The 25169-nt window shown below is 70.8% G+C and carries 25 protein-coding genes; 16 read left to right on the top strand and 9 right to left on the bottom strand.

The annotated features are described in order from the left end of the window. The 5 genes from IFU11_RS17215 to IFU11_RS17235 all read left to right on the top strand — a co-directional run. Positions 1-555 (top strand): carbohydrate ABC transporter permease (locus IFU11_RS17215; RefSeq protein ID WP_192019748.1); only part of this gene is annotated, 555 nt, incomplete at its 5' end. Next, on the top strand, positions 552-2180 hold the full coding sequence (locus IFU11_RS17220) for a glycoside hydrolase family 3 protein (RefSeq protein ID WP_192019749.1): 1629 nt from the start codon (positions 552-554) through the stop codon (positions 2178-2180). The genes IFU11_RS17215 and IFU11_RS17220, both read left to right, overlap by 4 nt. Then, complete coding sequence (locus tag IFU11_RS17225; protein WP_192019750.1) at positions 2177-3118, top strand: N-acetylglucosamine kinase; 942 nt, start codon at positions 2177-2179, stop codon at positions 3116-3118. Before IFU11_RS17220 ends, IFU11_RS17225 begins: the two co-directional genes overlap by 4 nt. Then, positions 3102-4100 (top strand): N-acetylmuramic acid 6-phosphate etherase, encoded by a 999-nt coding sequence (gene murQ, locus IFU11_RS17230; RefSeq protein WP_192019751.1) that lies wholly within the window; start codon positions 3102-3104, stop codon positions 4098-4100. The genes IFU11_RS17225 and murQ overlap by 17 nt, the downstream gene beginning before the upstream one ends. Next, the gene (locus IFU11_RS17235) at positions 4090-4959 is read left to right on the top strand and encodes a MurR/RpiR family transcriptional regulator (RefSeq protein WP_137244254.1); all 870 of its coding nucleotides are present in this window, start codon (positions 4090-4092) and stop codon (positions 4957-4959) included. Before murQ ends, IFU11_RS17235 begins: the two co-directional genes overlap by 11 nt. A gap of 9 nt (positions 4960-4968) precedes the next feature. On the opposite strand, the gene IFU11_RS17240 is transcribed toward IFU11_RS17235, so the two are convergent. Continuing rightward, positions 4969-5691 carry an SDR family NAD(P)-dependent oxidoreductase gene (locus IFU11_RS17240; protein ID WP_192019752.1) on the bottom strand — a complete coding sequence of 241 codons (723 nt, stop codon included), beginning with the start codon at positions 5689-5691 and terminating at the stop codon, positions 4969-4971. Beyond that, positions 5691-6623: a helix-turn-helix domain-containing protein gene (locus IFU11_RS17245; RefSeq protein ID WP_192019753.1), complete on the bottom strand. Its 933-nt coding sequence runs from the start codon at positions 6621-6623 to the stop codon at positions 5691-5693. The genes IFU11_RS17240 and IFU11_RS17245 overlap by 1 nt, the downstream gene beginning before the upstream one ends. Before the next feature lie 128 nt (positions 6624-6751). Between IFU11_RS17245 and IFU11_RS17250 the strand changes: the two genes are divergently transcribed. The 5 genes from IFU11_RS17250 to IFU11_RS17270 all read left to right on the top strand — a co-directional run bounded on the left by IFU11_RS17250 (position 6752) and on the right by IFU11_RS17270 (position 13045). Beyond that, positions 6752-7777, top strand: a complete 1026-nt coding sequence (locus tag IFU11_RS17250) for a zinc-dependent alcohol dehydrogenase family protein (protein ID WP_192019754.1) — start codon at positions 6752-6754, stop codon at positions 7775-7777. Further along, complete coding sequence (locus IFU11_RS17255) at positions 7774-9000, top strand: MFS transporter (protein WP_371742820.1); 1227 nt, start codon at positions 7774-7776, stop codon at positions 8998-9000. The genes IFU11_RS17250 and IFU11_RS17255 overlap by 4 nt, the downstream gene beginning before the upstream one ends. Positions 9001-9093: 93 nt before the next feature. Next, positions 9094-9588, top strand: coding sequence for an NUDIX domain-containing protein (locus IFU11_RS17260; RefSeq protein ID WP_192019755.1), 495 nt, complete (start codon positions 9094-9096; stop codon positions 9586-9588). 162 nt (positions 9589-9750) lie between these two features. Continuing rightward, entirely contained in the window at positions 9751-11751 is a 2001-nt protein-coding gene (locus IFU11_RS17265; protein WP_192019756.1) for an ABC1 kinase family protein, read from the top strand. A 43-nt stretch (positions 11752-11794) separates the two neighbouring features. Then, positions 11795-13045: an APC family permease gene (locus IFU11_RS17270; RefSeq protein WP_192019757.1), complete on the top strand. Its 1251-nt coding sequence runs from the start codon at positions 11795-11797 to the stop codon at positions 13043-13045. Between the two features lie 79 nt (positions 13046-13124). On the opposite strand, the gene IFU11_RS17275 is transcribed toward IFU11_RS17270, so the two are convergent. The 3 genes from IFU11_RS17275 to IFU11_RS17285 all read right to left on the bottom strand — a co-directional run bounded on the left by IFU11_RS17275 (position 13125) and on the right by IFU11_RS17285 (position 15108). After that, positions 13125-13775 (bottom strand): GntR family transcriptional regulator, encoded by a 651-nt coding sequence (locus IFU11_RS17275; protein ID WP_137244261.1) that lies wholly within the window; start codon positions 13773-13775, stop codon positions 13125-13127. A gap of 141 nt (positions 13776-13916) precedes the next feature. Continuing rightward, complete coding sequence (locus IFU11_RS17280; RefSeq protein WP_192019758.1) at positions 13917-14513, bottom strand: hypothetical protein; 597 nt, start codon at positions 14511-14513, stop codon at positions 13917-13919. 259 nt (positions 14514-14772) lie between these two features. Further along, complete coding sequence (locus tag IFU11_RS17285) at positions 14773-15108, bottom strand: nuclear transport factor 2 family protein (protein ID WP_192019759.1); 336 nt, start codon at positions 15106-15108, stop codon at positions 14773-14775. A gap of 354 nt (positions 15109-15462) precedes the next feature. Between IFU11_RS17285 and IFU11_RS17290 the strand changes: the two genes are divergently transcribed. Next, entirely contained in the window at positions 15463-17037 is a 1575-nt protein-coding gene (locus IFU11_RS17290) for an HNH endonuclease signature motif containing protein (protein WP_192019760.1), read from the top strand. 618 nt (positions 17038-17655) lie between these two features. Here IFU11_RS17290 and IFU11_RS17295 read toward each other — a convergent pair. Further along, positions 17656-18723 carry a LacI family DNA-binding transcriptional regulator gene (locus IFU11_RS17295; RefSeq protein ID WP_192019761.1) on the bottom strand — a complete coding sequence of 356 codons (1068 nt, stop codon included), beginning with the start codon at positions 18721-18723 and terminating at the stop codon, positions 17656-17658. A gap of 242 nt (positions 18724-18965) precedes the next feature. Here IFU11_RS17295 and IFU11_RS17300 point away from each other — a divergent pair, with 242 nt between their 5' ends. Continuing rightward, the gene (locus IFU11_RS17300; protein ID WP_064294781.1) at positions 18966-19385 is read left to right on the top strand and encodes a hypothetical protein; all 420 of its coding nucleotides are present in this window, start codon (positions 18966-18968) and stop codon (positions 19383-19385) included. A gap of 3 nt (positions 19386-19388) precedes the next feature. Here the strand turns inward: IFU11_RS17300 and ykgO are convergent, their stop codons facing one another. Further along, entirely contained in the window at positions 19389-19511 is a 123-nt protein-coding gene (gene ykgO, locus IFU11_RS17305; protein ID WP_079707423.1) for a type B 50S ribosomal protein L36, read from the bottom strand. A 93-nt stretch (positions 19512-19604) separates the two neighbouring features. Between ykgO and IFU11_RS20865 the strand changes: the two genes are divergently transcribed. Continuing rightward, positions 19605-20690: a GTP-binding protein gene (locus IFU11_RS20865; RefSeq protein WP_192019762.1), complete on the top strand. Its 1086-nt coding sequence runs from the start codon at positions 19605-19607 to the stop codon at positions 20688-20690. Between the two features lie 66 nt (positions 20691-20756). Here IFU11_RS20865 and IFU11_RS17315 read toward each other — a convergent pair whose 3' ends face one another. Further along, on the bottom strand, positions 20757-21638 hold the full coding sequence (locus IFU11_RS17315; protein ID WP_192019763.1) for a LysR family transcriptional regulator: 882 nt from the start codon (positions 21636-21638) through the stop codon (positions 20757-20759). 117 nt (positions 21639-21755) lie between these two features. Between IFU11_RS17315 and IFU11_RS17320 the strand changes: the two genes are divergently transcribed. Beyond that, positions 21756-22664: an EamA family transporter gene (locus IFU11_RS17320; RefSeq protein WP_371742823.1), complete on the top strand. Its 909-nt coding sequence runs from the start codon at positions 21756-21758 to the stop codon at positions 22662-22664. A gap of 8 nt (positions 22665-22672) precedes the next feature. On the opposite strand, the gene IFU11_RS17325 is transcribed toward IFU11_RS17320, so the two are convergent. Next, a complete protein-coding gene (locus tag IFU11_RS17325) occupies positions 22673-23338 on the bottom strand; it encodes an SIMPL domain-containing protein (RefSeq protein WP_086475158.1) in 666 nt (221 codons plus the stop codon). A 41-nt stretch (positions 23339-23379) separates the two neighbouring features. On the opposite strand from IFU11_RS17325, the gene IFU11_RS17330 reads away from it, so the two are divergent. Next, the gene (locus IFU11_RS17330; protein WP_192019764.1) at positions 23380-23952 is read left to right on the top strand and encodes a hypothetical protein; all 573 of its coding nucleotides are present in this window, start codon (positions 23380-23382) and stop codon (positions 23950-23952) included. Positions 23953-24015: 63 nt separating this feature from the next. Then, entirely contained in the window at positions 24016-25164 is a 1149-nt protein-coding gene (locus tag IFU11_RS17335; protein WP_192019765.1) for an NAD(P)-binding domain-containing protein, read from the top strand. Positions 25165-25169 lie beyond the last annotated feature (5 nt).

The following is a 25169-nucleotide window of genomic DNA, read 5'->3' on the forward strand; positions in this document are numbered from 1 at the left end:
GCGCTCGCCCGCTTCCGGTTCAAGTTCCGCACCGCGGTGCTGCTCATGATCCTCGTCGTGCAGATGGTGCCGCTCGAGGCGCTCGTGATCCCGCTGTTCGTGCAGATCCGCGACCTGCAGCTGCTCAACACGCTGCTCGGGCTCATCATCGTGTACGTCGCGCTCGCACTGCCGTTCGGCATCTGGATGCTGCGCGGCTTCGTCGCGGCGGTACCAGTGGAGCTCGAAGAGGCGGCGTTCCTCGACGGCGCCAGCTGGTGGCGGATGTTCCGCTCGATCATGCTCCCGCTCGTGGCCCCCGGCCTCGTCGCGACGAGCGTGTTCAGCTTCATCACGGCCTGGAACGAGTTCATCTTCGCGATGACCCTGCTCGGCGGCTCGACGGAGAACTACACGGTGGCCATCGGCCTCAAGCAGTTCTTCGGCCTGAACTCCAACGACTGGGGTTCGGTCATGGCAGCGTCGACCATCATCACGATCCCGGTCATGATCTTCTTCATCCTCGTGCAGCGTCGCCTCTCCGGCGGACTGGTGTCCGGAGCGGTGAAGGGATGATCGACCCCGACGTCGCGCGGCTCGTCCGGGGCGTCCTCTGGCCGGGCTTCCTCGGCCGGACCGCCCCGGACTGGCTGCTGCGCGAGCTGGACGGCGGCCTCGCGGGCGTCGTGTACTTCGGGCAGAACCTCTCCTCGGACCCGGCGGAGGTCGCGGCGCTGTCGGCCGAACTCCGCGACCACCGGCCCGAGATCCTCATCGGCGTCGACGAGGAGGGCGGCAACGTCTCGCGCCTCGAGGCGCTGACGGGCTCGACCCTGCCCGGGCATGCGCAGCTCGGTGCACTCGACGACGTCGAGACGACGCGCGCGGTGGGTGCGGCACTCGCCGAGCGGCTCCACGCCGCCGGGGCGAACGTCGCCCTCGCGCCCGTCGCCGACGTGAACACCAACCCCGCGAACCCGGTGATCGGGGTGCGCTCGTTCGGCCCCACCGCCGACCTCGTCTCCCGCCACGTCGCCGCGATGGTCGACGGATTACAGGCCGGCGGAGTCGCCGCGTGCGTCAAGCACTACCCCGGCCACGGCGACACGGCGAGCGACTCGCACCTGGATCTGCCCCGCATCGACCTGGACCTGGCGGAGCTCGAAGCCGAGCACCTGCCACCGTTCGACGCAGCGATCGCCGCCGGCGTCGCGAGTGTCATGACCGCCCACATCGTCGTCCCGGCGTTCGGCGACGCCCCGGCCACGCTCAACCCGATCCCCCTCCGCCGGCTGCGCGAGAGCGGCTTCGACGGCGTCATCATCTCCGACGCGCTCGACATGGCCGCCATCCGGTCCACCACCGGCTCAGGACGCGGGGCGGTCCTCGCCCTCGAGGCCGGGGTCGACCTGCTCTGCATCGGCAACCCGTCCAACCTCGGGCCGAAGCAGGGCGCGACGACCGACGAGGACGACTACCTCGAGGTGTTCGAGGCGGTCTGCGCCGCCGTCGCCGACGGTGAGCTCGATCGAGCGATCGTCGAGCGCGCGGCCGCCCGCGTGGCGTGGCTCGCACGGTCCGTCAGCCCTTCGACCGGCTCAGGGACCGGGGCATCAGTCCCCGAGCCCTCCGCGGTCCCTGAGCGGTCCACGGTCCCTGAGCTTGTCGAAGGGCGCTTCTCCGACGCCATCCGCCGGGTCGTCCGCGTCCGGGGCGAGGTCGCGATCGACGCGTCGGCGATCACCCTCGTCGACCTCCGCGACCGACCGACGTTCGCCGTCGCCTCGGCCCACGATCCGTTCGCCGAGTCGCTCGCCGAACGGTTCGACGTCACCCGGCTCGCTGCCGGCCCGAGCCTCCGGACACCGGGCCCAGACGCCGAGGCCCCCGCCTCCGACGAGCTGACCCTCCTGCTCGAGACGATCCCCGCCGACGACGGGGTCGTCCTCCTCGCGGACCGCCTCGGCGACGACACCCCGCAGCGGCTCGCGGTGGACCGCGTCGCGCTGGTCCGCCCGGACGCCGTCGTCGTGAGCGTCGGACTACCGCTCTCCGAGGACGCCGTCCTCCCCCTGCCGGTGATCGACACGCTCGCGGCCTCCCTGGCATCCGCCGACCGGGTCACCGAACTCCTCGCCGCGGCCTCCTCCGCGGCGCCGACGCACCATCTGCACGACCAGCACCACCGGAACGGATCATGAACCACCTCGCAGCACCCGTCCTCGCCATCGATCTCGGGAAGACCTCCTGTCGCGCCCGCATCACGAGCGGATCCGGCGACGACCTGACCATCCTCGCGGAGGCCCGCGGCCACGGTGCACCGGGCCTCGCCGACCACGAGGGTGCGGAGCTGTCCGCCCGCGCGGTCCTCGAGACGGTCGCGCACCTCCCGGCCGACCTCCTCGCCGAGGTGCAGCACGTCGGGATCGGCGCCGCCGGGGTGGAGGCGGCACCGCACGAGGTCGCCGCGTTCACCGCCGAACTGCGTCTGGCGCTCGGAGCGACGATCGCCGTGGTCAACGACGCTCTGGCAGCCCACGCCGGTGCGTTCGCCGGTGGCCCCGGCACGGTGCTCATCGCCGGCACCGGATCCGTCGTGTTCGACGTCGACGCCGACGGCTCCGTGAAGCAGATCGACGGTTGGGGTCCCTGGCTCGGAGACGAGGGCAGTGGTCGGTGGATCGGGCAGCAGGGCCTCGAGGCCTGCATGCGCGCCTTCGACGGCCGCGGCCCCGCCACCACTTTGCTCGCCGACGCCGAGGCACTCATCGGGTCCATCCCCTCGCTCCCCCGCTGGGTCTCCAGCACCGGAGCCCCGGCCCGCCAACTCGGCACCTTCGCGCCCACGGTCATCACGCGCGCCGAGGAGGGCGACGCCGTCGCCGCAGACATCGTCGACGCCGCCTGCGCCCATCTCGCCGTGAGCGCCGCCGCTGCCGGCACGGGTGCCGTGTGCGTCGTCGGCGGGATCGCCTCCCACCCCTACGTCGCCGCACATCTCGCGACGGCCATGCACGAGGTCGGCGTCGACCTCGTCGCACCCCGCGGTGACGCGCTCGACGGAGCCAGACTCGTCGCACTCGACACCGCGATCTCCTACGACGGAAGGGTCGTGCGCGACGATGTCCACGCAGCCTGAGAGCGCCTCGACCGGGGCCGCTGAACCCGAGCGGGAGCGCATCCGCGCGGAGCTCGCCACCCTCTCGACGGAGCAGGTGAACGAGCGACACCCCGACCTCGACGCCCTCTCCACGCGGGAACTCGTCGCCGCGATGAACGAGGACAACCGTTCCGTCCCCGACGCCATCGCGGCCGTCGAACCCGAGATCGCCGAGGCCGTCGAAGCGATCGTCGAGCGCCTCCGCAGGGGCGGACGACTCGTCTACCTGGGCGCCGGGACCGCTGGACGGATGGGCATCCTCGACGCGAGTGAGGCCCCACCCACGTTCGGGACCGACCCCGGCCTCATCGTCGGACTCATCGCGGGTGGTCCGGGCGCCATCCAGCAGGCGGTGGAGAACGCCGAGGACCGCGACGACCTCGGTCGGGCGGATCTGGAATCGCTGTCGATCACCGCGGACGACGCCGTCGTGGGTGTCTCCGCATCCGGTCGCACGCCCTACGTCCTGGGCGCCCTCGAGTACGCGCGCTCGATCGGTGCGATCACCATCGGCCTGTCGTGCAACGCCGGCTCCCCACTCGCCCGGGACGCGGACATCGGCATCGAGGCGGTCGTCGGTCCGGAGCTCCTCACGGGATCGACCCGACTGAAGGCGGGGACGGCACAGAAGCTCGTGCTCAACATGCTGTCGACGATCACGATGGTGCGGCTCGGGAAGACGTACCGGAACCTCATGGTCGACCTCCTCACCACGAACGAGAAGCTCCGGGCGCGGGCGGAACGCACGGTGATGTTGGCGACCGACGTCGACGCCGCCACGGCCGCGAAGACGCTCGCATCCGTGGACGGCTGGGTGAAGGCCGCTATCCTCGTCCTCGTGACCGGCATCGCCGCAGATGAAGCAGTCGCCCGCCTCCGTGGTGGCGACGGCTCCCTCAGCGCGGCCATCGCAGCGCACGCCGTCGAAGACCCGACGGGGGCCGCACCGGATGTCCACTGACGCGCTGCTCGTGCTCCGCCAGGCGATCCCTCGCCTGAGCGCCGCCGAGACGCGCGTCGCCGAGACCATCATCGGCACCCCCTCGCTCGTCGTCGAGTTGACCATCACCGAACTCGCGAAGGCGTGCGGCACCTCGCAGGCGACCGTCGCGCGGTTCTGTCAGACCATCGGGTACACCGGCTACCGGGAGTTCCGGGTGGCCGTCGCGACCTCGACGAGTCGCGAGCAGGCGGAGCGTGACCGGTTCGAGGTCGACGACGCCGACATCGACCCGGACGACTCGGTCGAAACGGTCGTCGCGAAGGTCGCCTACCAGGAGGTGCAGGCGATCGAGCTCACCGCCCGCTCGCTCGACCGCGACGCCCTGGACGCGGTCGTCGACGCACTGCTCACCGCCCCACGGATCGACATCATCGGCTTCGGGTCCTCGAACCTCACGGCACAGGACCTCCACCAGAAGCTCTACCGGATCGGCATGCCGGCCAACACCTTCGTCGACGCCCACCTCGCACTGCCCTCGGCCGCCCTCCTCGGGCCGGGTGGCGTCGCCATCGGCATCTCGCACTCCGGGCTCACGGTCGAGACCGAGCAGGCGATGCAGCTCGCGCGGGCCGCCGGCGCGACGACCGTGTGCATCACCAACTTCCCCGACTCCCCCATCGCCGGCCGCTGCGACCTCGTCCTCGCGACGCAGGCGAGGGAGAGCCGATACCGCTCGGGTGCGATGTCGTCGCGCATCGCCCAGCTCGCGCTCGTCGACCTGCTGTTCATCCGCGTCGCGCAGCGTCGCTACGACGCCGCGGCCGAATCCCTCCGCGTCACCTATGAGTCGATCCAGGACCACCGCATCGACACCTGAGTGCTGAGATCAGGGCAGCAGCGAGACGCCCGTGTGCTCGGCGAGGGCGAGCAGCAGCTCGTCCTGGAACGCCTCGTCGCGGACCGCGCGATGCGGCTCCTCTCGTCGCTGATGGTGCCAGTAGCCGGAGGTGTCCGCGCCACGCCCTTCGGCGAGCGCCACCTGGGTCCGGTGCCCGAGTTCCAGGTCGTCGGGCGCGTTCGGCCCGCCCATCCGCGTCGGCACCCACCCCGGGTCGACCGCATTGCTGAACACCCCGGGACGCACTCGCGCGATGGCCGCCGCGAGGACGGTCACGAGGAGCTTGCTGTCGGAGTAGCTCGCCGTCCTCGTGGAACCCGACCAGTCGAGACCGTCGAGCGTCGCGGTACCGCCGCGGTGCATGCTGCTGCTGAGGAACACGAGTCGCCGCGCGGGGACGAGGGCGCTCAGCAGATAGGGCGCGACCACGTTGACCGGCAGGACGGCCGTTCCGTCGAGGACGCCGGCGTTGTGGATGATCGCGTCCACGGGACCGGCTGCGGCGACCTGCTCCGCGAGCTCCCGGACGCCGTCGAGGGTGGCGAGGTCACCGGTGACGAGGTGCGCGGAAGGTTCGTCGAGCAACCGGACCCCGTCGGCTCGGGCGAGGCTCCGGGCATGGACGAGCACCTCGTGCCCGTGGTCGACCAGCTCGGTCGCGGCGCCGAGCCCCAGGCCGACGGCGGCACCGGTCACCAGGATGCGCGGCATCAGCGACCCCCTGCCCGTCCGGCCTCGCTGGTGTCGGGCTGGTTCGTGACCGCCGCAGCGTCACGCTGCTCCGCCTCCCGCTGGGACGCCGCCCAGTTCGCGAGCAACTGCAGACGCTCGGCGGACGGTGAGCCGGGCTCCGCCGTGTAGACGAGGACCACGTGACCGGGGTCGGCCGTGATCGCGAGCTCCTCGTAGGCGAAGGTCATCTCGCCGACGATCGGATGGTTGAACCGCTTCGTGCCCGTGCCGTGCGTGCGCACGTTGTGCGCTCCCCAGAGCGTGCGGAAGGCGTCGCTCCGGGTCGACAGCTCACCGACGAGGTCGTGCAGTCCCTTGTCGTGCGGGTCCCGGCCGGCCTCGGCACGCATGACCGAGACGCACATCTCGGCGAAGACGTCCCAGTCGGGGTAGAAGTCCCGGGAGGCCGGGTCGAGGAACTGGAACCGTGCGAGGTTCGGGGTGCGCCCGCCGTCGCCGATGACCGGTGAGTAGAACGCGCGCCCGAGCTCGTTGGTCGCGAGCAGGTCCTGGTGGGTGTTGCGGACGAAGGCGATGCCGTCGGTGATCGCGTCGAGCATCCAGTGCAGACTTGGCCGGGTCACGGGGTTCTTGGCCGCCCGGCGACGCGGCCGACCGGAGAGCGGGACACCGTCGGCCGCGCGGGCGAGGTCGAACAGGTGGGTGCGTTCCGCCTCGTCGAGCTGCAGCGCACGGGCGATGGCGTCGAGGACGGTCGACGACGCTCCGGCGATGGACCCGCGCTCCAGTTTCGCGTAGTACTCGACACTGACCCCGGCGAGCGCCGCCACCTCGGAACGTCGCAACCCGGCCACCCGCCGGTTGGGGCCCGCGGTCAAGCCGGCGAGTTCCGGGGTCAGCCGTGCCCGACGCGTCATGAGGAACTCGCGTACGTCTGCTCGATCGTCCATGCCTCCGACGATACGTCCTCGAGGCGAGCCGACAGGTGCTCTCTCGGTACACCTCTCAGGCGGGACTCCCTCCCGCGTCGCCCGGGGCGTTGACTGGTCGCCTGCACCACCCGACAGAAGGAGCACACATGCGCGCAGTCGTCATGCATTCGCCCGGCGACGTCCGGGTCGAGGACCGTCCGGACCCCACCATCGTCGACCCGACCGACGCCGTCATCCGGCTCACGGCGACCTGCATCTGCGGGTCCGACCTGTGGCCGTATCGCGGGGTCGAGCCCGTCGACCACACGAACATGGGGCACGAGTACGTCGGTGTCGTCGAGCAGGTCGGCGAGGACGTGCGGACGATCGCCGTCGGCGACTTCGTCGTGGGCTCCTTCGTGACCTCCGACAACACCTGTGAGATCTGTCAGGCGGGGTACCAGTCGAAGTGCGTGCACGCTGAGTTCGTGTCGGTCGCCGCAGGCACGCAGGCGCAGCTCGCACGCATCCCCCATGCCGACGGCACGCTCGTGGCGACGCCCGGGCAGCCGGACGCGGAGCTCATCCCCTCGCTGCTCGCCGCGTCCGACGTGCTCGGGACGGGCTGGTTCGCCGCGGTCGCCGCCGAGGTGGGGCCGGGGAAGACGGTCGTGGTCGTCGGTGACGGAGCCGTCGGACTCATGGGCGTCCTCGCGGCCCGGGAGCTCGGGGCGGAACGCATCATCGCGATGTCGCGTCACGCCGACCGGCAGGCGCTCGCCCGTGAGTTCGGCGCGACCGACATCGTCGAGGAGCGCGGTGCGGCGGGGGTCGCACGGATCAAGGAACTGACCGGCGGTCTCGGCGCGCACAGCGTCATCGAGGCGGTCGGCACCGAAGAGTCCATGCTGCAGGCGATCCGCTCCACTCGCGGTGGCGGCCACGTCGGCTTCGTCGGCGTCGCCCACGAGGGTGTCTCGCTGCCGCTCGACGAGCTCTTCTTCGCCGAGGTGCACCTGCACGGTGGGCCGGCGCCGGTGCGACGGTTCCTCCCCGAGCTCATCCGGATGATCTGGGAGCGGAGGATCGACCCGGGGAAGGTCTTCGACCTCACGCTGCCACTCGAGGACGCGGCCGAGGGCTACCGAGCCATGGACGAGCGCCGTGCGATCAAGGTGCTGCTGACGCTGTGAGCCCCGCGGCACCGACCACCTCGACGCCGGACGCGTCGGCCGGTTCGTCGACCCTCCCCGCAGCCGGGACGCCCACCCGGATGCCCTGGTTCGCACTGGCGACCCTCGCCGCGATGGGGTTCGTCCTCGTGGCCGCGGAGACGATGCCGGCCGGACTCCTCCCGGTCATCGCCCGGGATCTCGACACGAGCGAGGGCCTGATCGGTCAGTTCATCAGCGTGTGGGCGCTCGGGACCGTGATCCTGACGATCCCGGCGCTCGCGCTCACCCGTGGGCTGCGTCGCGAGCCGCTCCTCCTCGGCGCGATCGTCGGGCTCATCCTCGCGAACACCGCGACCGCGGTCTCGGGGGACGTCGCCGTCGCGCTGGTGTCGCGGTTCGTCGCCGGTGCGTTCTGCGGGGTGATCTGGGGCATGCTCGCCGCCTACGGGCGTCGCATCAGCCCGCCCGACCGGGGAGGCCTCGCACTGTCGATCGTGTCCGTCGGAGCGCCCGCCGGACTGGCGCTCGGGACACCGCTCGGGGCGTGGCTCGGCACCGCGTTCGACTGGCGCTGGGCGTTCGGAGGACTCTCGGCGCTCGCGCTCGTCGTGCTCGTGTCCATCGCGGTGGTGGTGCCCGACGCGCCCGGGCAGCCTCGCTCGGCACGGCTCCCGCTTCGACGGGTGCTCGTCCTGCCCGGTGTCGCGGTGGTCCTCGCGGTGATCGTCGTCTGGATGCTGGCTCACAACACCGTCTACACCTACATCTCGCCGTTCCTTCGGGCCTCAGGGACGGGACTCGGAGCCGATCTCGTGCTGCTCGTCTGCGGCGTCGCGTCCATCGCGGGCATCGGTCTCACGGCGGCGCTCATCGACCGGGCTCCGCGCGCGCTGCTCCACGGGAGCGTCGCGATGTTCGTCGCAGCGGGCGCGCTGCTCCTGATCGGCCACGCGTCGATCGTCGCCGTCCTTATTGCGACTGTCCTGTGGGGCCTGGCGTTCGGCGGCTCCTCCGCCCAGCTGCAGTCAGCGCTCACCCGATCGGGACGCGAGCACTCGGACGTCGCGAACTCCTTCCTGCCCGTCGCGTTCAACCTCGCGATCTTCGCGGGCGGTGTCCTCGGGGCGCTCCTCCTCGGCACCTTCGACGGCCTGATCCTCCCGGTCGTCATGGTCGCCCTCGGGCTCGCTGCGCTGCTGCTCACGATCGTGGGACGCCGGTCGGCCTTCGCCGCGGGGTGACGACGAGGCCGGATGGCCCTGAGCGACCGCGGATTGATCGTGACATGCGCGACGTTGAGAGGACGGTGTCCGCCGGCGCCTAGACTCCCGCGCATGGGTTATGTCGGAAGCGATCTCTGGGAGCTGCGGCAGCTCGTGGGGCATCGGCTCCTCGCGCTCCCGGGTGCGCAGGTGCTCGTGCTGGACAGCGAGGAGAACGCACTCTTCCAGCGGCGGGTCGACACCGGCCTGTGGGAGATCCCGGCCGGTAGCTGCGAGCCCGGCAGCAGCTTCGCGCAGACCGCAGTCATCGAACTCGCCGAAGAGACCGGTCTGTCAGTGGACGAGCGCGACCTCGAGCCGTTCGCCTGTCTCTCAGCTGCCGAGCACCACGTCCTCGACTACCCGAACGGCGATCGAGTCCATGCGTTCGCGATGTGCTTCGTCGCGCGCACGTGGACTGGTTCGCTGCGCGCCGAGGCGGACGAGGTCGTCGAGTTCCGCTGGGCTCCGCTCATTGCCCCGCCCACCCCGATGCACGGTCCTACCGTGGAGGTCCTGCGCCTGTTCGACGCCTACGCCGCGTCGGGAGCATTCCAGGCGGGATGACCTCGGCAGCCCACCGAGAGTGCAGAAGATGTCCGCCCAAGCCGCGTTTGAGAGCGTCTTGTGCGCTCTCGGTGACCGCATCATCGCTCGCGCTCGCTCAGCCGGGCCGGATACGCTGGCGGGCGGGACGAGACGACCGCTCGACCCACGAGGGGATGCCGGATGCTGACTGACGCACTCACCATCGTCCTGGCGGTCGTGTCGGCGCTGCTCCTCGGATTCGCCGCGCGGCGGGTGCTCGACGCCCCGGTCGGATGGCCGCGCAGCATCCTGGTCGGGCTCGTCGTGTTCGTCACCGGCCCACCGTTCGTGAACTGGCTGCTGCAACAGACCGGCCTGGTCCAGCCGGGTGAGTCCGGGGACGCCCGAGCGGCCTTCGCGGCGATCGCCGTCGCCCTCCTCGCGATCGGTTGGATCTTCGCGCTCGGGCTCGGTGTCCTCGTCGCCATCGAGGTCATCATCCCGACCCGGCCGTTGATGAACCCGATCGACGTCGTCCGCTCCGCGATCAAACGGCGGCGACGGACGAGGCGTTACCTGCAGATCCTCGCCATCGCATCACGACACGGTGCCGGCTGGCTCGTGCACGGCCGGTCCCGCGTCCAGCTCGAACTCACCACGAGCGAGCAGCGCGCCAACGCGATCATCGCCACGATCAACGACTCCGGCGTCACCTTCGTGAAGCTCGGACAGGTGCTCTCGACGAGACGCGACCTGGTGCCCGAGCCGTACCTCAGCGCCCTCGCGTCGCTGCAGTCCGAAGCGACCACGCTGCCCTGGCACGAGGTCCAGGTCGTCATCGAGACGGAACTCGGTGCTCCCATCGACACCGTGTTCGCGTCGATCGACTCCGAGCCGCTCGCTGCGGCGTCCGTCGCGCAGGTGCACACCGCCGAGCTGCTCGACGGCACCCCCGTGGTCGTGAAGGTCCAGCGACCGGCCGCGCGGGTGCAGGTCGAGGCCGACGCCGACATCGTCGTCCGCCTCGCCGAGCGCGCTGAGACGCACACCAAGTTCGGGCAGGACCTCCGCCTCGCTTCGGTCGCGCGCGCCTTCACCTCGACGCTGCTCGAGGAGCTCGACTACCGGATCGAAGCCCGCAACGTGGAGATGATCCGCAGCACCTTGAAGCGTCGCGAGGAGCGCGACGAGGGCGTCCGGATCACGGTGCCACGCGTCTACCCGGCGGCCTCGGGTGCCCGCCTGCTCACCATGGACCTCGTGGACGGCTTGCCGCTCAGTCGAGCGCGGGAGCGCATCGCGACCATCCCCAAGGAGGAACGCGAGACCCTCGCGACCGGCCTCATGGAGGTCGTGCTCGAACAGATCCTCGTGCACGGCGTCTTCCACGCCGACCTCCACCCGGGCAACGTCATCCTCCGCGAGGACGGATCGCTCGGGCTGATCGACTTCGGGGCCGTCGGCGTCATCGAGCGCAGCCAGCGGCAGCGGCTCACCGCGGTGATGCTCGCGACCGTCAGCGAGGACGACATCGCGGCGACCGACGCCCTCCTCCTCATCGTCGACCTGCCTGAGGACGCCGACCTCGACGCCCTGCGCCACGACGTGGGCATCGTCATCACGACCGAGCGTCACCGCCCGGGTGGCGACGGCTCGATCTTCAGCCGGCTCCTCGACGTCATCCGGCAGCACCACATCGCGCTCCCCGGCGACCTCGCCGCCGCGTTCCGGAGCTTCGCGACCCTCGAAGGGTGCCTCAAGGCGCTCGACCCCGACTTCGACATGTTCGAACAGGCCCTCCCGATGGTCCCGCGCCTCCTCCGCCGCTCGCAGTCCATCCGGCAAACGGCGGTCACCCTGCAGGCGCAGGCCGCCGTCACCGCCGCGTTGGCCCGTAACCTCCCGCGTCGACTCGACTCGCTGCTGTCCGGACTCGAGGACGGGACGGTCGGCGTGACGCTGAAGGGCTTCGCCGACGAACCGGCGAAGGGACTCGTGGAGGGCGTGACCGCTGAGATCGTCGGAACCCTGATCTCGATCGCCGCCCTCGTGATCGCCGTGGTCCTCGTCGTCACCGGTGCCGGCCCGGTCCTCCCCGGCGGCCTGCGGGTGTTCGATCTCATCGCGGCTTTCATCGGGTTCCTCGGCTTCCTGGGGCTGCTGCGCGTCCTGCGACAGACCGTCGTCCGTCGGGGTCGGTGACCGGAGCACCCCGCTGTTCACCTGACGGCACTACCGTGATCGGGTGAGCGATCCCCGACTGCAGCGACGCCTGGGCACGAGCGCCGCGGTGTTCATCGGCCTGGGCTCGATGATGGGCGCCGGCGTCTTCGCGGTGTTCCAGCCGGCGGCGGAGGTCGCCGGCGCGGGACTCCTCATCGGGCTCGTCATCGCCGCGGTCGTCGCCTGCTGCAACGCGATGTCCTCCGCGCAGCTCGCCGCGCAACTCCCCTCGGCCGGCGGCACCTACCTCTACGGCCGCGAACTCATCGGGCCGTGGTGGGGCTTCGCCGCCGGATGGAGCTTCGTGGTGGGCAAGACGGCGAGCGCCGCAGCCATGGCGGTCGCGTTCGCCGCGTATGCGGCACCGCCCGAGTGGAGTCGTCCGGTCGCCGCGCTCGCGGTCGCCCTCGTGGTCGTGACCAACTGCCTCGGGGTCACCCGCACCGCGACCGCGACCCGGGTGATCGTGGTGGCCGTCCTGCTGGTCCTCGCCGTGGTCGTCGGTTCAGGCGTCGTCGGGCCAGACGCCGGTTGGACGGGACTCGCGTCGCTCGGGTTCGACGCCAGCCCGCTCACCGTGCTGCAGTCGGCGGGGCTGCTGTTCTTCGCCTTCGCCGGGTACGCGCGGATCGCGACCCTGGGCGAGGAGGTCCGCGATCCGGCCAAGACGATCCCGCGCGCCATCGGGATCGCGTTCGCCGTCGCCGTGGTCGTCTACGCGGCCGTCGCGGTCGTGTCGCTCCTCACGCTCGGCCCGGACGGGCTCGCGAACAGTGCGCGACCCCTGGCCGCGGTGGTGGAGACGAACGGGTGGCCGTGGGCTGCGACCCTGGTGCGGCTCGGCGCGGCGGCGGCCTGTCTGGGAGCGTTGCTCGCGGTGTTCGCGGGCATCGGACGCACCGCCTTCGCGATGGCGAGGACCGGCGACCTGCCACGAGCGCTCGACGCGGTTCACCCGCGGTTCGCGACCCCCTACCGTGCGGAGCTGCTCGTCGGCGCGGTCGTCATCGTGCTCGTCCTGCTCGTCGACCTCCGGAGCGCGATCGGGTTCTCCTCGTTCGGCGTCCTGCTCTACTACGTGGTCGCCAACGTCGCGGCGTTCCGCCAGACGCTCGAGCACCGACGGTACCCGCGCGCGGTGAGTGTGTTCGGCGCCGTCGGTTGCGTCGTGCTCATGTTCACGCTGCCGCCGACGTCGGTCATCGTGGGCACGGTGGTCGTGCTCCTCGGGTTCGCCGGGCGGGCGGTGCTGGCACCTCGACAAGCTCGGTGACCGGGGTTGGGCTCGGTGACCGGACCCCGGTCCCTGCCCTTCGACAAGCTCAGGATTCGCTTGTCGAAGGGCCGACCGGCTACAGCTGCGCGGAGAGGCGGAAGATGTTCTCGACGGCCAGTTCGGCGGCGATCGCGTCGCCGGCCTCGACCGCCTCGCGGAGTGCCGGGTAGCCCTGCTCCTTGGCAGCCCAGTCGGTGTTCTCCTCGGTGCGCGTCGCAGAGGACCGGTAGGTGAGGCCGTCGATGATGTCCTTCGTCGCCGCGACGAGTGTGGCGTTCGGGCACGCGGCGATGAACGCGTCGAAGAGCTCCCAGCTGAGTCGCCCGTGCTCGGCGATGTCGCGCTGCTCGACGACCACGATCACCTGGTTGATCGCGCGGACGAGCGCCTTCTTCTGCGTCGCGCCGAGGCCGGGGACGGTGACGCGGACGACACCGCCGAGCATCGCACCCAGCGTCTGCATGACCTCGGTGCGCTGTGCCGGGTCGGGCAGGGCGACGCGGGTGTACCGCTGTGCGGCCATCTCGATGAGGCCGACGCGGGCGAGGTCGTTGAGGGCCTCGCGGATCGGCGTGCGGGAGATCCCGAGCCAGGACTGGAGTTCGCCGTCGTTGAGGTGCTCACCGGGCTCGAGGGTGCCGTCGAAGATGGCCGTGCGGATGCGTTCGACCGCGACCTCGCGGAGTGAACGACGCTCGACGGGCGGGTTGGCTGAGGGCACGGGCATGCGGGATCTCCTTCGTCGGCGAATGCTATGCCATCAGCGTACCGAATATCAGCGGATCCACCCGGGGTTGACGGGAGATTCGACGACACCTGAGGGGCGGGATCGCCGCTCGGACCTCACCGGGTCGCCCTCGATCGGCGGCTAGTCCTGCGGGATGAGCGGGATGATGTCACGGCTCGGCGGCACGACCTCGCCGCTCTTGCTGCCACCGATGACCTTGCCCTCTGTGCGGTCGTAGACGAGGTCGAACTCGGTCTCATCAGTGCGCACCCAGGCGCCGATCCAGCCCGTCGCCGTCTCACCGGCGGGCGTCGCCTGCAGGAGCGAGTAGCCGGCCGCGGCCATCGGCGCCTTCAGCTCCTCGGGCGTTCCGAGACCGAGCGTCACATAGTCGAGGTTGACGGCACGGGTGGTGACGGAGACCCGGTAGGGGAAGACACTGCCGCCGTACTCGTCGCCGGCTTCGAGCCGGACCTGGACGAGCATCGGGCGCAGGCCGTCGGTGGTGCCGGCAGGCGCCGGGAAGTCGTCGACGATCGCGAGGGCGGTCACCTTCGTACCGTCGACGTCGTCGGTGAGCGTCTGCTCCTGGAGCGGCGTGCTCGGCGGCTGCGACACCGACGGCGTCGGCGAAGCGGAGGCGCGGTCAGCGTCCGACGAGGAGCCGGTGGAGCAACCGGCGAGGGCGAGGGCGGCGACCGTGAGAGCCGCGGCCAGGGTCGTTCGACAAGAACTCATGCGCATGACTCAATCCTGTCAGAGCGGGGTGGAGCGACCGATGGGCAGCGCGAACCTTGACGGATCTCGACGATACGGTTCTCAGACCTCGGCGACGGCCGTACGCGCGTGTCGGGATGGAGCGTGTTCCCGAGCATCGAAGGACGCGCGGCATGATCGAGAACGGAACGGAGCGTGGCGTCGTCGAGGGGTTCGAACGGCTCGACGCGCTGCTCGGCCACTGAGTCGCGGAGCTGCCGCACGAAACGGCGGAGACCCGTCAGACAGCGCCACCGAAGTAGACCTCGACCTCCCGGACGGTGCCGTCGACGACGCGAGTCGCCTCCATATTGCGGTACGTCTTCCCTTGCACGACGTACTCGTAGCGGTGGAGGACGATGCCGTCGGTCTCGACGATCTGGAGCGTCACGCCGGGGGTGTCGAAATGGTCGGCGCTCGGGAAGCAGCGTTCGAGCCAGGTCGTTCGGTCGAGGTGGTCGTCCTGCGGGCTCGTGAAGACGAAGTCCGCATGCATGAGCGCCTCGGCGGCAGCCTGATCCTGCTCGCGGAACGCACGCATGAACGCCAGAACCGTGTCGATCGCCGATGAACGCATGCGGTGATCCTACGCGCGGGCCTGGCGCTGCGGTCGGGGAAGGTGTCCGCGTGGGGCCCTTCGACAAGCGCAGGGACCGATTGTCGGTGCCTCGGTCCCTGCGCCTGTCGCGGGGCCCGCGGGAATCTCCCGCTCCGCACCTCGACAACGGCGGAACCTCGTTCCCTGAGCCTGTCGAAGGGCCCACGAGCAACCTCCCCCACCGCACCTCGACAGGCTCCGCGACCGCGTCACCGCCGGTCCCTGAGCTTGTCGAAGGGCCCCCGAGCAAACATCAACTGTCGTATATATACCCAGATCAAGGGCATATTCGGTGACGGTTCGAATGTCAGTGGTCCGTGTTTGGATGGATCCATGACCAGCACCGCACCGAACCCACTCGCCGCCGCCGCGGCGGGGTTCGATGCGGTCTGGCAGGGCGCGCTCGACGCGATCCGCCCAGGCGCCGGTGTCGCGGAGCAGCTCGAGAACATGAACGACGAGGCGATCCTCCGTCTCCTCGACGAGCTCGGTGCCGTGCAGCATGCGGTCGAGGTCCTCGCCGCCCGCGTCGTCGGCGCGATCGCGTTGCGTCCGTCGCCCAGTGGCCGCGACGGCACCCTAGTGCGCGCTGCGGGTTACGCCAACGCGGGCGTCATGGTGTCGGAGCGGTGGCGGGTGGCACGCGCCCGAGGCGCAGCGATCGCGGAGGTCGGTGCCGCCATCACGCAGCCGCGCGGGCTGCTCGGCGAGCTGGAGGAATGCCCGTTCCCCGCGGTCGCCGCGGCGCTCGAACCGGCATCTGAACCCGACGACGACGCCGAACCGATCCACGATCTCGACGCCACCCCAGAACCGGCCGCCGATTTCGTCGCCACCACCGCCCTGGCCGACGGACCCGACGGGTCATCCTCGTCGGCCACCACAGATGGTGACGCGTCCGCTGCCCTCGGCAGCCCACGGGCACCCATCAGCGTCGACGGGGCCGCGGTCATCGTCCGGGAGCTCCGCAACGCGGGCCGCATCTGCAGCAGAGGCGAGCTCGAGGCGGCGTCGGTCATCGCCATCGAGCACGCCGGACACGCGCCCCTGCAGGACGTCACCCGCATCGCGAAACTCGTCCGCACCCGCCTCGACCAAGACGGCCGCGAACCCCGCGACGAACTCCTCCGCCGAGCCGAACGCTGCACCATCCACGAACTCCCCACCGGCATGACCCTCCTCCGCGCCGAACTCGCCCCCGAAAGTGCCGCCTTCATCCGCGCCGGCCTCGACGCCCTGATCACCGCAAGCATCCGCAAACCCCGCTTCATCGACCCCGAGCAGCCGTCCGACACCGACGCCCCAGACGGGTCCGGGAACCCCATGCCCGCCACCACGCTCATCCCCATCGACCGACGCCGCGCCATCGCCCTCACCGAGACCTTCCGCCACCTGGCCGGCTGCAGCAGCGCCGCCACCGAACTCACCCCCGTCACCGTCATCATCCGCACCGACCACGACACCCTCGAAACCGGTCTCGGCACCGCCACCATCGACGGCATCGACGAACCCATCGGAGCTGGCGCCCTCCGCCGCCTCGCCGCCGACGCCAACCTCATCCCCATGATCCTCAGCGGCCCCTCCCAAGTCCTCGACCTCGGCACCAGCACCCGACTGTTCTCACGCGGACAGAAACTCGCCCTCGCCGAACGCGACGGCGGCTGCGCCTGGACCGGCTGCACCCACCCACCCTCCTTCACCGAAGCCCACCACATCACCTGGTGGTCACAAGGCGGACCCACCAACCTCGACAACGGGGTACTCCTCTGCCCCTTCCACCACCACCGCATCCACGACGACCACTGGACCATCACCATCCAAAACGGTGTCCCCTGGTTCATCCCACCCAGCCACATCGACCGACACCAAACCCCCATCCGAGGCGGACGAATCCACCTCGCCGCCTGAACCCGGGGCACCCCTCTGCCTCCCCACCCACCTGCCCTTCGACAAGCTCAGGGACCGAAACGGGAACCACCCTGCCCGGCAAGCCCGGCAGTCGGGTACCCGGTCCCTGAGCCTGTCGAAGGGCCCACGACGAACCGTCATACCTGCCCTTCGACAAGCTCAGGGTCGGAAACGGGGAGCCAGCACACCCAGACAGGCCCAGGGAACGACGCCGTATTCGACAACCCAGCCATCCCGGTCCCTGAGCCTGTCGAAGGGCCCACGACGAACCGTCATACCCGCCCTTCGACAAGCTCAGGGACCGAGACGGGACACCATGACGTCTCGACACGCCCGCCAGCCGAACGCAGGCTCCGCATCCGGGGCGCCGTTCCCTGAGCCTGTCGAAGGGCACACGAACAACCTCCCCACCTGCCCTTCGACAAGCTCAGGGACCGAATCGGGAACCGCCCTGCCTCGGACACGCTCAGCGACCGACGCCGTCCTCGACAACCCGGCCACCCCGGTCCCTGAGCCTGTCGAAGGGCACACGAGCGACCATCTGCCCTTCGACAAGCTCAGGGACCGGGGCGTCAGCTCAGGGACCGGGGCGTCAGCTCGAGGAACTGGGAGCTCAGCTCAGGCGCTCGGGGCCGCCGTCGACTCCCGCACGATGAGCTGCGGCACCGAACGCACCACGCCGACGGAGTCCGCATCGCTCAGCACCTCGAGCAGCGTCGACATGATCGTCCGCCCGAGCTCCGGGAAGTCCTGCCGCATCGTCGTCAGCGGCGGCGCGAAGTGCTCAGCCTCCGGGATGTCATCGAACCCGACGACGCTCACGTCGTCCGGCACCCGCAGGCCCCGCTCCGACAGCGCGTGGATCACGCCGAGCGCCATCTGGTCGTTCGCCGCGAACACGGCCGTGAACAGCCCACCGACCCGTCCACCGGACCGCCCGTCGTCATCGTCTCCGACCCCGAGGTCCGCCACGAGCTCCCGCCCGAGCCGGAACCCGCTCGCCGGCGTCCAGTCGCCCACCAGCGGTTCGCGGGCGACGAGCCCGTGCTCGGACAGCGCATCACGCCACCCCCGCACCCGCTCCAACGCGTCCACCGAATCCGCCGGCCCCGCGAGATGGGCGATGCGGCGATGCCCCAACCCGACGAGGTGGTCGACGAGGATCCGCGCCCCCTGGTACTGGTCGATGGAGACACGGTGGAACCCGTCCCGGTGAGTCGACTCGACCGCGACGAGGGGCACCCCCAGCTCGATCCCGCGCACCGCGTCGAGCGCCCCACGATGCGCGGCGATGAGCACGATCGCCTCGACGTTCTGCCGCAGCAGCAACTCGACGGCCTGCCGCAGCGACGCCGGATCCGACTCCAGCATGCTCGCCATGCTCACGGCATACCGGGCGTCCCGTGCGGCCTCATTGAAGCCGAGCGCCGTACTCGACGGCCCGTAGTCCGGCCCACCGGTCGTGATGAGGCCGATCGTTCGTGAACGGCGGGTGACGAGCGACCGTGCGGCCTGCGAGGGCGTGTACCGCAACTGCGTGATCGCCTGCTCGACCCGCTGCCTCGTCGCCGGTCGCACGTTCGGCAGATCGTTGAGCACCCGGGACACGGTCTGATGCGAGACCCCGGCGAGGCGCGCCACATCGAAGATGGTCGCGACCCGTGCCCGCCCGTCGTCGTTACCCACCAGTGCTGCCGGCTCCCACCTGACGAGGTCCGCACGCCTCTCCCCGAGAAGCGTATCCGTCCGTTCACGGCACGGCTGCGCTCTCCGCGCCACCTCCAGCGGTTCGGCAGGTAGCCCGCATGGGCACCGCTCCCCATCGCCGGTGGACAGCCGACCTCGGTACCGTGATGGACGAGCCGCCGGTCGCGCAGGTGCCGCGTGTTCAGCTGCGCGTCGCGACCGACACCCGAAGAGGAGCACACATGATCATCTGGACCCGTTGGGGCATCGTCGTCTTCCTGATCTTCGGGCTCTCCGTCGGCGCCGGCTTCCTCATCAAGGCGATCGTCTCGCCCGACGGCGGATCGGCGCAGTCCGGGGTGTTCGTCGGCATCGGCTTCCTGCTCGGCGCCGTCGCGTGCTGGGCCTTCGGGAAGTTCGCGCTGGCGAAGCTTGATGCACCGCGGCCGGTCGTCGTGTGGCAGCAGCTCGCGCAGCCGTACGTCAACGAGCACGGCATCACCGTCAAGCAGGAGGCCGTGCCCGTGCGCCACCCGCAGACCGGCGAGCAGCTCTACAGCCGCCCGAGCTCCACGCTCTTCTTCATCCCCGTCCGCTTCTGGGCGTACGTCATCGCCGCGCTGGGCGTCGTCACGATCGTCGTGAACGTGGTGCGCGGCTGACACTCAGCCCTGGCGACCCTTCCACCGCGGGTTCTGCTTGTTGATGACGAACACCCGGCCACGGCGGCGGACGATCTGCGACCCCGGCTTGTCCTTGAGCGACTTGAGTGAAGCGCGGACCTTCATGGCGACCTCCTGGTGATCACGATGCGTGCTACCTTGTTGAGAACGATTCTCAACAGAACGCACTGTAGCACCCATCGACCAGGAGAACCCGCCGTGACCACGCCTCGCATCCCGCTGACCGTGACACTCGTCCTCGGCACCTGTCCGCCGGAGCGTCGCACCGTGGCCCGGCAGGTCGCCGGACGATCCGCGGCGCTCGTCACGATCGAACGGCAGGACGACGCCGAGAGCGTCCACCCTGACATCGACGACGCGATCGACGCCGTCGCGCGTCACCCGCTCGCTCCCCGGCACCTCGTCCTCGATTGCGGGAGCACGATCCGCCCGGTCGACGCGGTCTCCGCCGTCCTCGGGCACCGCGACACGGCCGTCCTGGACGCCGTCGTGACCGTCGTCGACGCAGCCCATCTCCTGCACGACCTCCAGGACGACGAGTACGTCACCCACGACGAGGACGGCGACACGGCGTACACCGCACGGTCGATGATCACCGTGGAGCAGCTCGAGTACGCGGACACCATCGCCGTCGCAGGCCGACGCGGCGTGACGCACGAGCGACTCGCGGTGCTCCTCGCGCTCCTCAGCCACCTGAACCCGACGGCGCTGACGCGGATGGTCGAGCCGGTCGCGGCCCGACCGCGCGCCACACCCGGCACTCCGGCGACTGCGAGCACCCGTGAGCCGCTCGCCCGCTACCGCGACTCCCCGTTCGAACTGGACCGCTTCAGTACCTCCCCCGGGTGGATCGCGATGCTGAACGGCGAGCACCGGCCGTGGGTGGATCACGACCGCGTGACCACCCTGCGGTTCGACAGCCCCCGGCCGATGCACCCGGAACGGCTCCTCGCATGCTTCGACGGACCGATCGAGGCGGGGCGGTTCGGCCAGGTCATCCGTACGGCGGGGTTCCTCGTCCTCGCGACGCGCGCCTCCCGCGTCGGCGTCCTGCAGCACGTCGGCTCGATGATCGATCTGGAACCCACGTCGTTCGAGACGAACGACCCCGGCGCACCGCTCGGTCAGGAGCTCGTCGTCACGGGGATCGACCTCGACGAGGTCGCCATCTCCGCCGCCCTGCACGCTTGCACCCTGACGGACGAGGAACTCCTCGCCGGGCCGGTGGCGTGGGCGCACTACCCCGACGCCTTCACACCATGGAGCACCACCCACGAGCGCTGAGCGGCCGGCCCGTCAACTGCCCGAAACGGTTCGGATCCCGGTCGATTTCATGCAGGTCCGGGCGACTCAGTGGATCCGCGCGCTCACCCACTCCTCGCGGACGAACCGCACGAACTGCTCGACGGCGGGAGACACCGCCCGGGCACGGCTGGTGGCGACACCGATCACCCGGACCGCCTCGTCGTCGAGCGGGACGAGCACGACGCCCTCCATACTCGTGGAATCGGGGAGAACGGCGATCCCGACCCCTGCGCGCACGAGACCACGGAGCGTCGACAGCTCGGACACCTCCATCGCCACCCGGGGCACGACGCCGTGCCTCGCGAAGTACGCGTCCGCGATCTGCCGGAGCCCCGAGTCCGTCGTCATCGCGAGGAACTCCGTCTGCTCGAGGTCGGACGCCGCCAACGACGTCCGATCGGCGAACGCATGCCCGACCGGCACACCCAGCGCGAGCCGCTCGGAGGTGAGCGGACGCCACTCGATGTCCGGATCACGCGGTTCCGGGCTGAGGAAGGCGACGTCGGCCGAGCCGGAGCGGAGCGCGTCCAACACACTGTCGGCCTTCCCGCCGTCGAGGACGAACCGGATGTCCGGCAGCAGCTGGCGGTACTCACTCACGATGCGCGGGATGAGCCAGCCACCGAGGGACGAGACGTAGGCGATGGACACGAGGCCCGCCGAGGGGTCGCGGAGCTCGTCGATCCGCGACTGCGCATTGTCGAGCTCGGTCTGCGCCCGGAGCGCGTGCACGAGGAGGATCTCGCCGTAGCGGTTGAGTTCGAGCCGGCTGCGGTGGCGGTCGAACAACTCGACCCCGGCGTCCGCCTCGAGCCGACCGATCGCCCTCGTGAGCGTCGACTGGGAGATACCGAGCGCCTCAGCGGCGTACGGGACGTGACCGTCTTCGGCGAGCGCCCGAAGGTACGCGAGTTCGTCGATCCTCATGCCCTCATGATGCCGCACCGGCGAGCCCGACTGGGGCGGCACCTCGACAAGCTCGGTGACCGGGGCGCGCTCGGTGACCGGATGAGGCTCGGCGACCGGGCGCGCTAGCGTGGTGCAGTGATCCGCAGACCGCGACCGAGCCAGGCGGCGACCGGCGCCCTCCTCGTCCTGGCCGGACTCGTCTGTCAGGAGCTCGGCGCGTCGATCGCGGTCACGCTGTTCCCGCAGGTCGGTCCGATCGGCATGGTGACGCTGCGCCTCGTGTTCGCCGCGCTCATCCTGCTGGCCGTCGCCCGCCCGGCCCTTCGCGGACACCCGAGGAGCGCCTGGGGATCGGCGGTCGGTTTCGGGCTCGTCCTCGCCGCGATGAACGTCTGCTTCTACCTGGCACTGGACCGCATCCCGCTCGGCCCGGCGGTGACCCTCGAGATCCTCGGCCCGCTGGCACTCAGCGTCATCGCGGGTCGTCGATGGACGAGCGCGCTCTGGGCGGGCGTCGCCCTCGTCGGCGTCCTCCTCCTCGGCGGGGTGCTCCTCCACAGCGGACCGACGGCTGCGCTCGATCCGCTCGGCGTCGTCCTCGCACTCGCCGCCGGCGCCCTCTGGATCGGCTACATCCTGCTGTCGGCGCGGACGGGGTCGGAGTTCCCCGGCCTGAACGGTCTGGCGATCGCCGCCGCCATCGGCGCGCTCGTGACCATCCCACTCGCCGCGACGACCACGGGCATCGCCCTGTTCGATCCCGTCATCCTCCTGCTCGGCCTGGGCGTCGCCGCGCTCTCGTCGGCCGTGCCGTACGCGCTGGAGTTCGTCGCCCTCAGACGCCTCAGCGCCGCGACCTTCTCGATCCTGCTCGCATCCGCGCCGGCCATCGCCGCGATCGCCGGACTCCTCGTGCTCGGTCAGCAGCTCACGACACCGCAGTGGCTCGGCATCGCCTGCGTGGTCGGTGCCGGGATCGGCGCCGTGCTCTCAGCCAGGCGGGGTCGCGCACCCGAGGTGCAGCCGAGCATCGCGCCGAGCTGATCGTCGGGTCAGGACGCGGCGAAGCGGGCGTGCACGCGGGAGGACACCGTGATGTCCTCCGGCTTCAGGTCGAGGGCGGTGTCGCCGGCAGGTGCGGCGGCTCCGCGCATCATCGGCGCCGCGGTCTGGGTCCCCGAGGTGCGAGTCTCGTCACCCAGCATGCCGGGATCGGCCAATGCGACCGGTCGCACCGTGCCCAACCCGAGGCTCCGGGCGTAGGCGGTCGCGCGGTCCACGGCGTCGCGGACGGCGTTGTGCTGGGCCTCGGCCGTGATGCGGTGCTTCGTCGCCTCGGTGAGCGCCCAGGTGACGCCCGTCACCGTCACGCCGTCCTGGACCGCGATCTCCTCGGCCCAGCGGGCCAGCGACTGGAGGTCGGCGAACTTCACCTCGAGCGCGACCGCCGCATGGTGCACGAGCGGCAACTGCTTCCCGTCCTTGTTCCATGGCCGCTCACTCCACACCCGCAGCCGGTCGGCGGACCACCAGGTGACTGCCGACTGCGCGCGGAACTGCTCCGCCGTCTGGCTGAGCGCCCGGTGCAGCGCGGTGGTGTGGGAGACGACGGGCTCACGTTCGGGTCCCTGGAAGCCCGCCGAGATGAGGACGGTCCCACGCTCAGCCGGGTGGTGGTAGTCGAAGCGGCCCTCGACGGTGATGATCGTTTCGCTCATACCCGGCACTCTATCCCGCGACGGCGGCTACGCTCTGGACCATGACGGACGGCGGAACCTGGGCGGATCGACGACGTGGACGCCGGCGGGACGCACACGGTCCGGCGGGACGCGGGCTGCCGCCCGGCGACGTCGAGACGGTCGCGAAGTACCTCAAGGAGCGCGTCTACGCGACCTTCACCGGCCTCGCGATCGTCCTCGTGCTGGCGGCGAACGTGGAGCACCACGACGCGCCGGATGCGCTCTTCTCGCTCGTCATCGGCGTGGTCGGCATCACCCTCGCCGGCCTCGTCGCCGAGATGATCGCACACCTCGCCGCCCACGGGGCGTTCCCCGACGAGCGCGGGTGGCACTCCATGCTCCGGATCGCGTGGGGCTCGCTGCTCACCGTCGCGACCCCCACCATCCTGCTCGTGCTCGCCGTGTTCGACGTCATGGAACTCGAGACCTCCCTCCGCGTGTCCGCGATCGTCTACCTCGTCACCCTCGGGCTCAGCGGGTGGGTCGCCGTCCGGCGCGCGCGGCTGTCCCTCTGGCAGCAGCTCATCGCGCTCGCGGCCCTCGTGCTCCTGGGTGTCCTCGTCATCGGCGTGCAGGTCCTGGCCCACGGCTGAATCGCGGACACGAGCTCGGACCCTGACGGAAATGCCGGAGCGGTCGACGACGTTGAGGAGCACGTGAGCACACCGGAGACCGTCGACGTCGTCGTGATCGGCGCGGGTCAAGCCGGACTGTCGGCCGCGTACCACCTGCATCGGCGCGGATTCGTCCCGCTGGGCGCCACCGAGGGCCCGACCGCGGCACGCACCTTCGTCGTCCTCGACGCGAACGACGCCCCGGGCGGCGCCTGGCAGCACCGATGGCGGTCGCTCACCATGGCGACCGTCAACGGGATCTACGACCTGCCCGGCATGCCGAAGCCCGAGCTCGATCCTGCTTCTCCGAGTGTCGACGTCATCCCGCCGTACTTCGCGGCGTTCGAGCAGCGTTTCGCCCTCGCGGTCCGCCGCCCGGTGCAGGTCCGCGCCGTCCGCCGCGAGGACGACGACCCGCACGGGCGGCTCCTCGTCGAGACCGCGGCGAGCGCCGACTCCTCGGGCGCCGACTCCCCCGCCGCCGTGTTCCGGGCACGGGCGGTCGTGAACGCGACGGGCACCTGGACGAAACCGTTCTGGCCCGCGTACCCGGGACGGGAACGCTTCGCCGGACGCCAGCTGCACGTTGCCGACTACGTCTCCGCTGACGAGTTCCGCGGCCAACGCGTCGTCGTCGTCGGTGCCGGCATCTCGGCCATCCAGCTGCTCGAGGAGATCTCGCGGGTGGCGGAGACGGTGTGGATGACGCGACGCGAACCGGAGTGGGTGGAGGACGACTTCGACACCGCCGCCCGGGTGGAGGCGATCAAGGGCGTCGAAGAACGCGTGCGCCAGGGCCTCCCGCCAGGCAGCGTGATCTCCGTGACGGGGATGCACTGGACACCGTGGGCGCGGGCGGCCGAGGCGCGCGGCGTCCTGGTGCGTCAGCCGATGTTCCGCCGCATCGAGGAGCACGGGGTCGTCCTCGCCGACGGTTCGTTCCTCCCGGTCGACGCCATCCTCTGGGCCACCGGCTTCCGGGCCGCGCTCGACCACCTCGCGCCGCTCGGCATCCGGCTGCCCGGGGGCGGTATCCGGATCGACGGCACCAGGGCGGCCGACGAGCCGCGGGTGCACCTCATCGGGTACGGCCCCTCAGCGTCGACGGTCGGCGCGAACCGGGCCGGGCGGGCGGCGGTCCTGGCGATCCTCGCCGACCTCGACGCCGCCGTCCCGGTTCCTCAGCACTGACCCCG

This window comes from Plantibacter sp. CFBP 8804 (assembly GCF_014841225.1).
GTDB classification, from domain to species: Bacteria; Actinomycetota; Actinomycetes; order Actinomycetales; family Microbacteriaceae; genus Plantibacter; species Plantibacter auratus.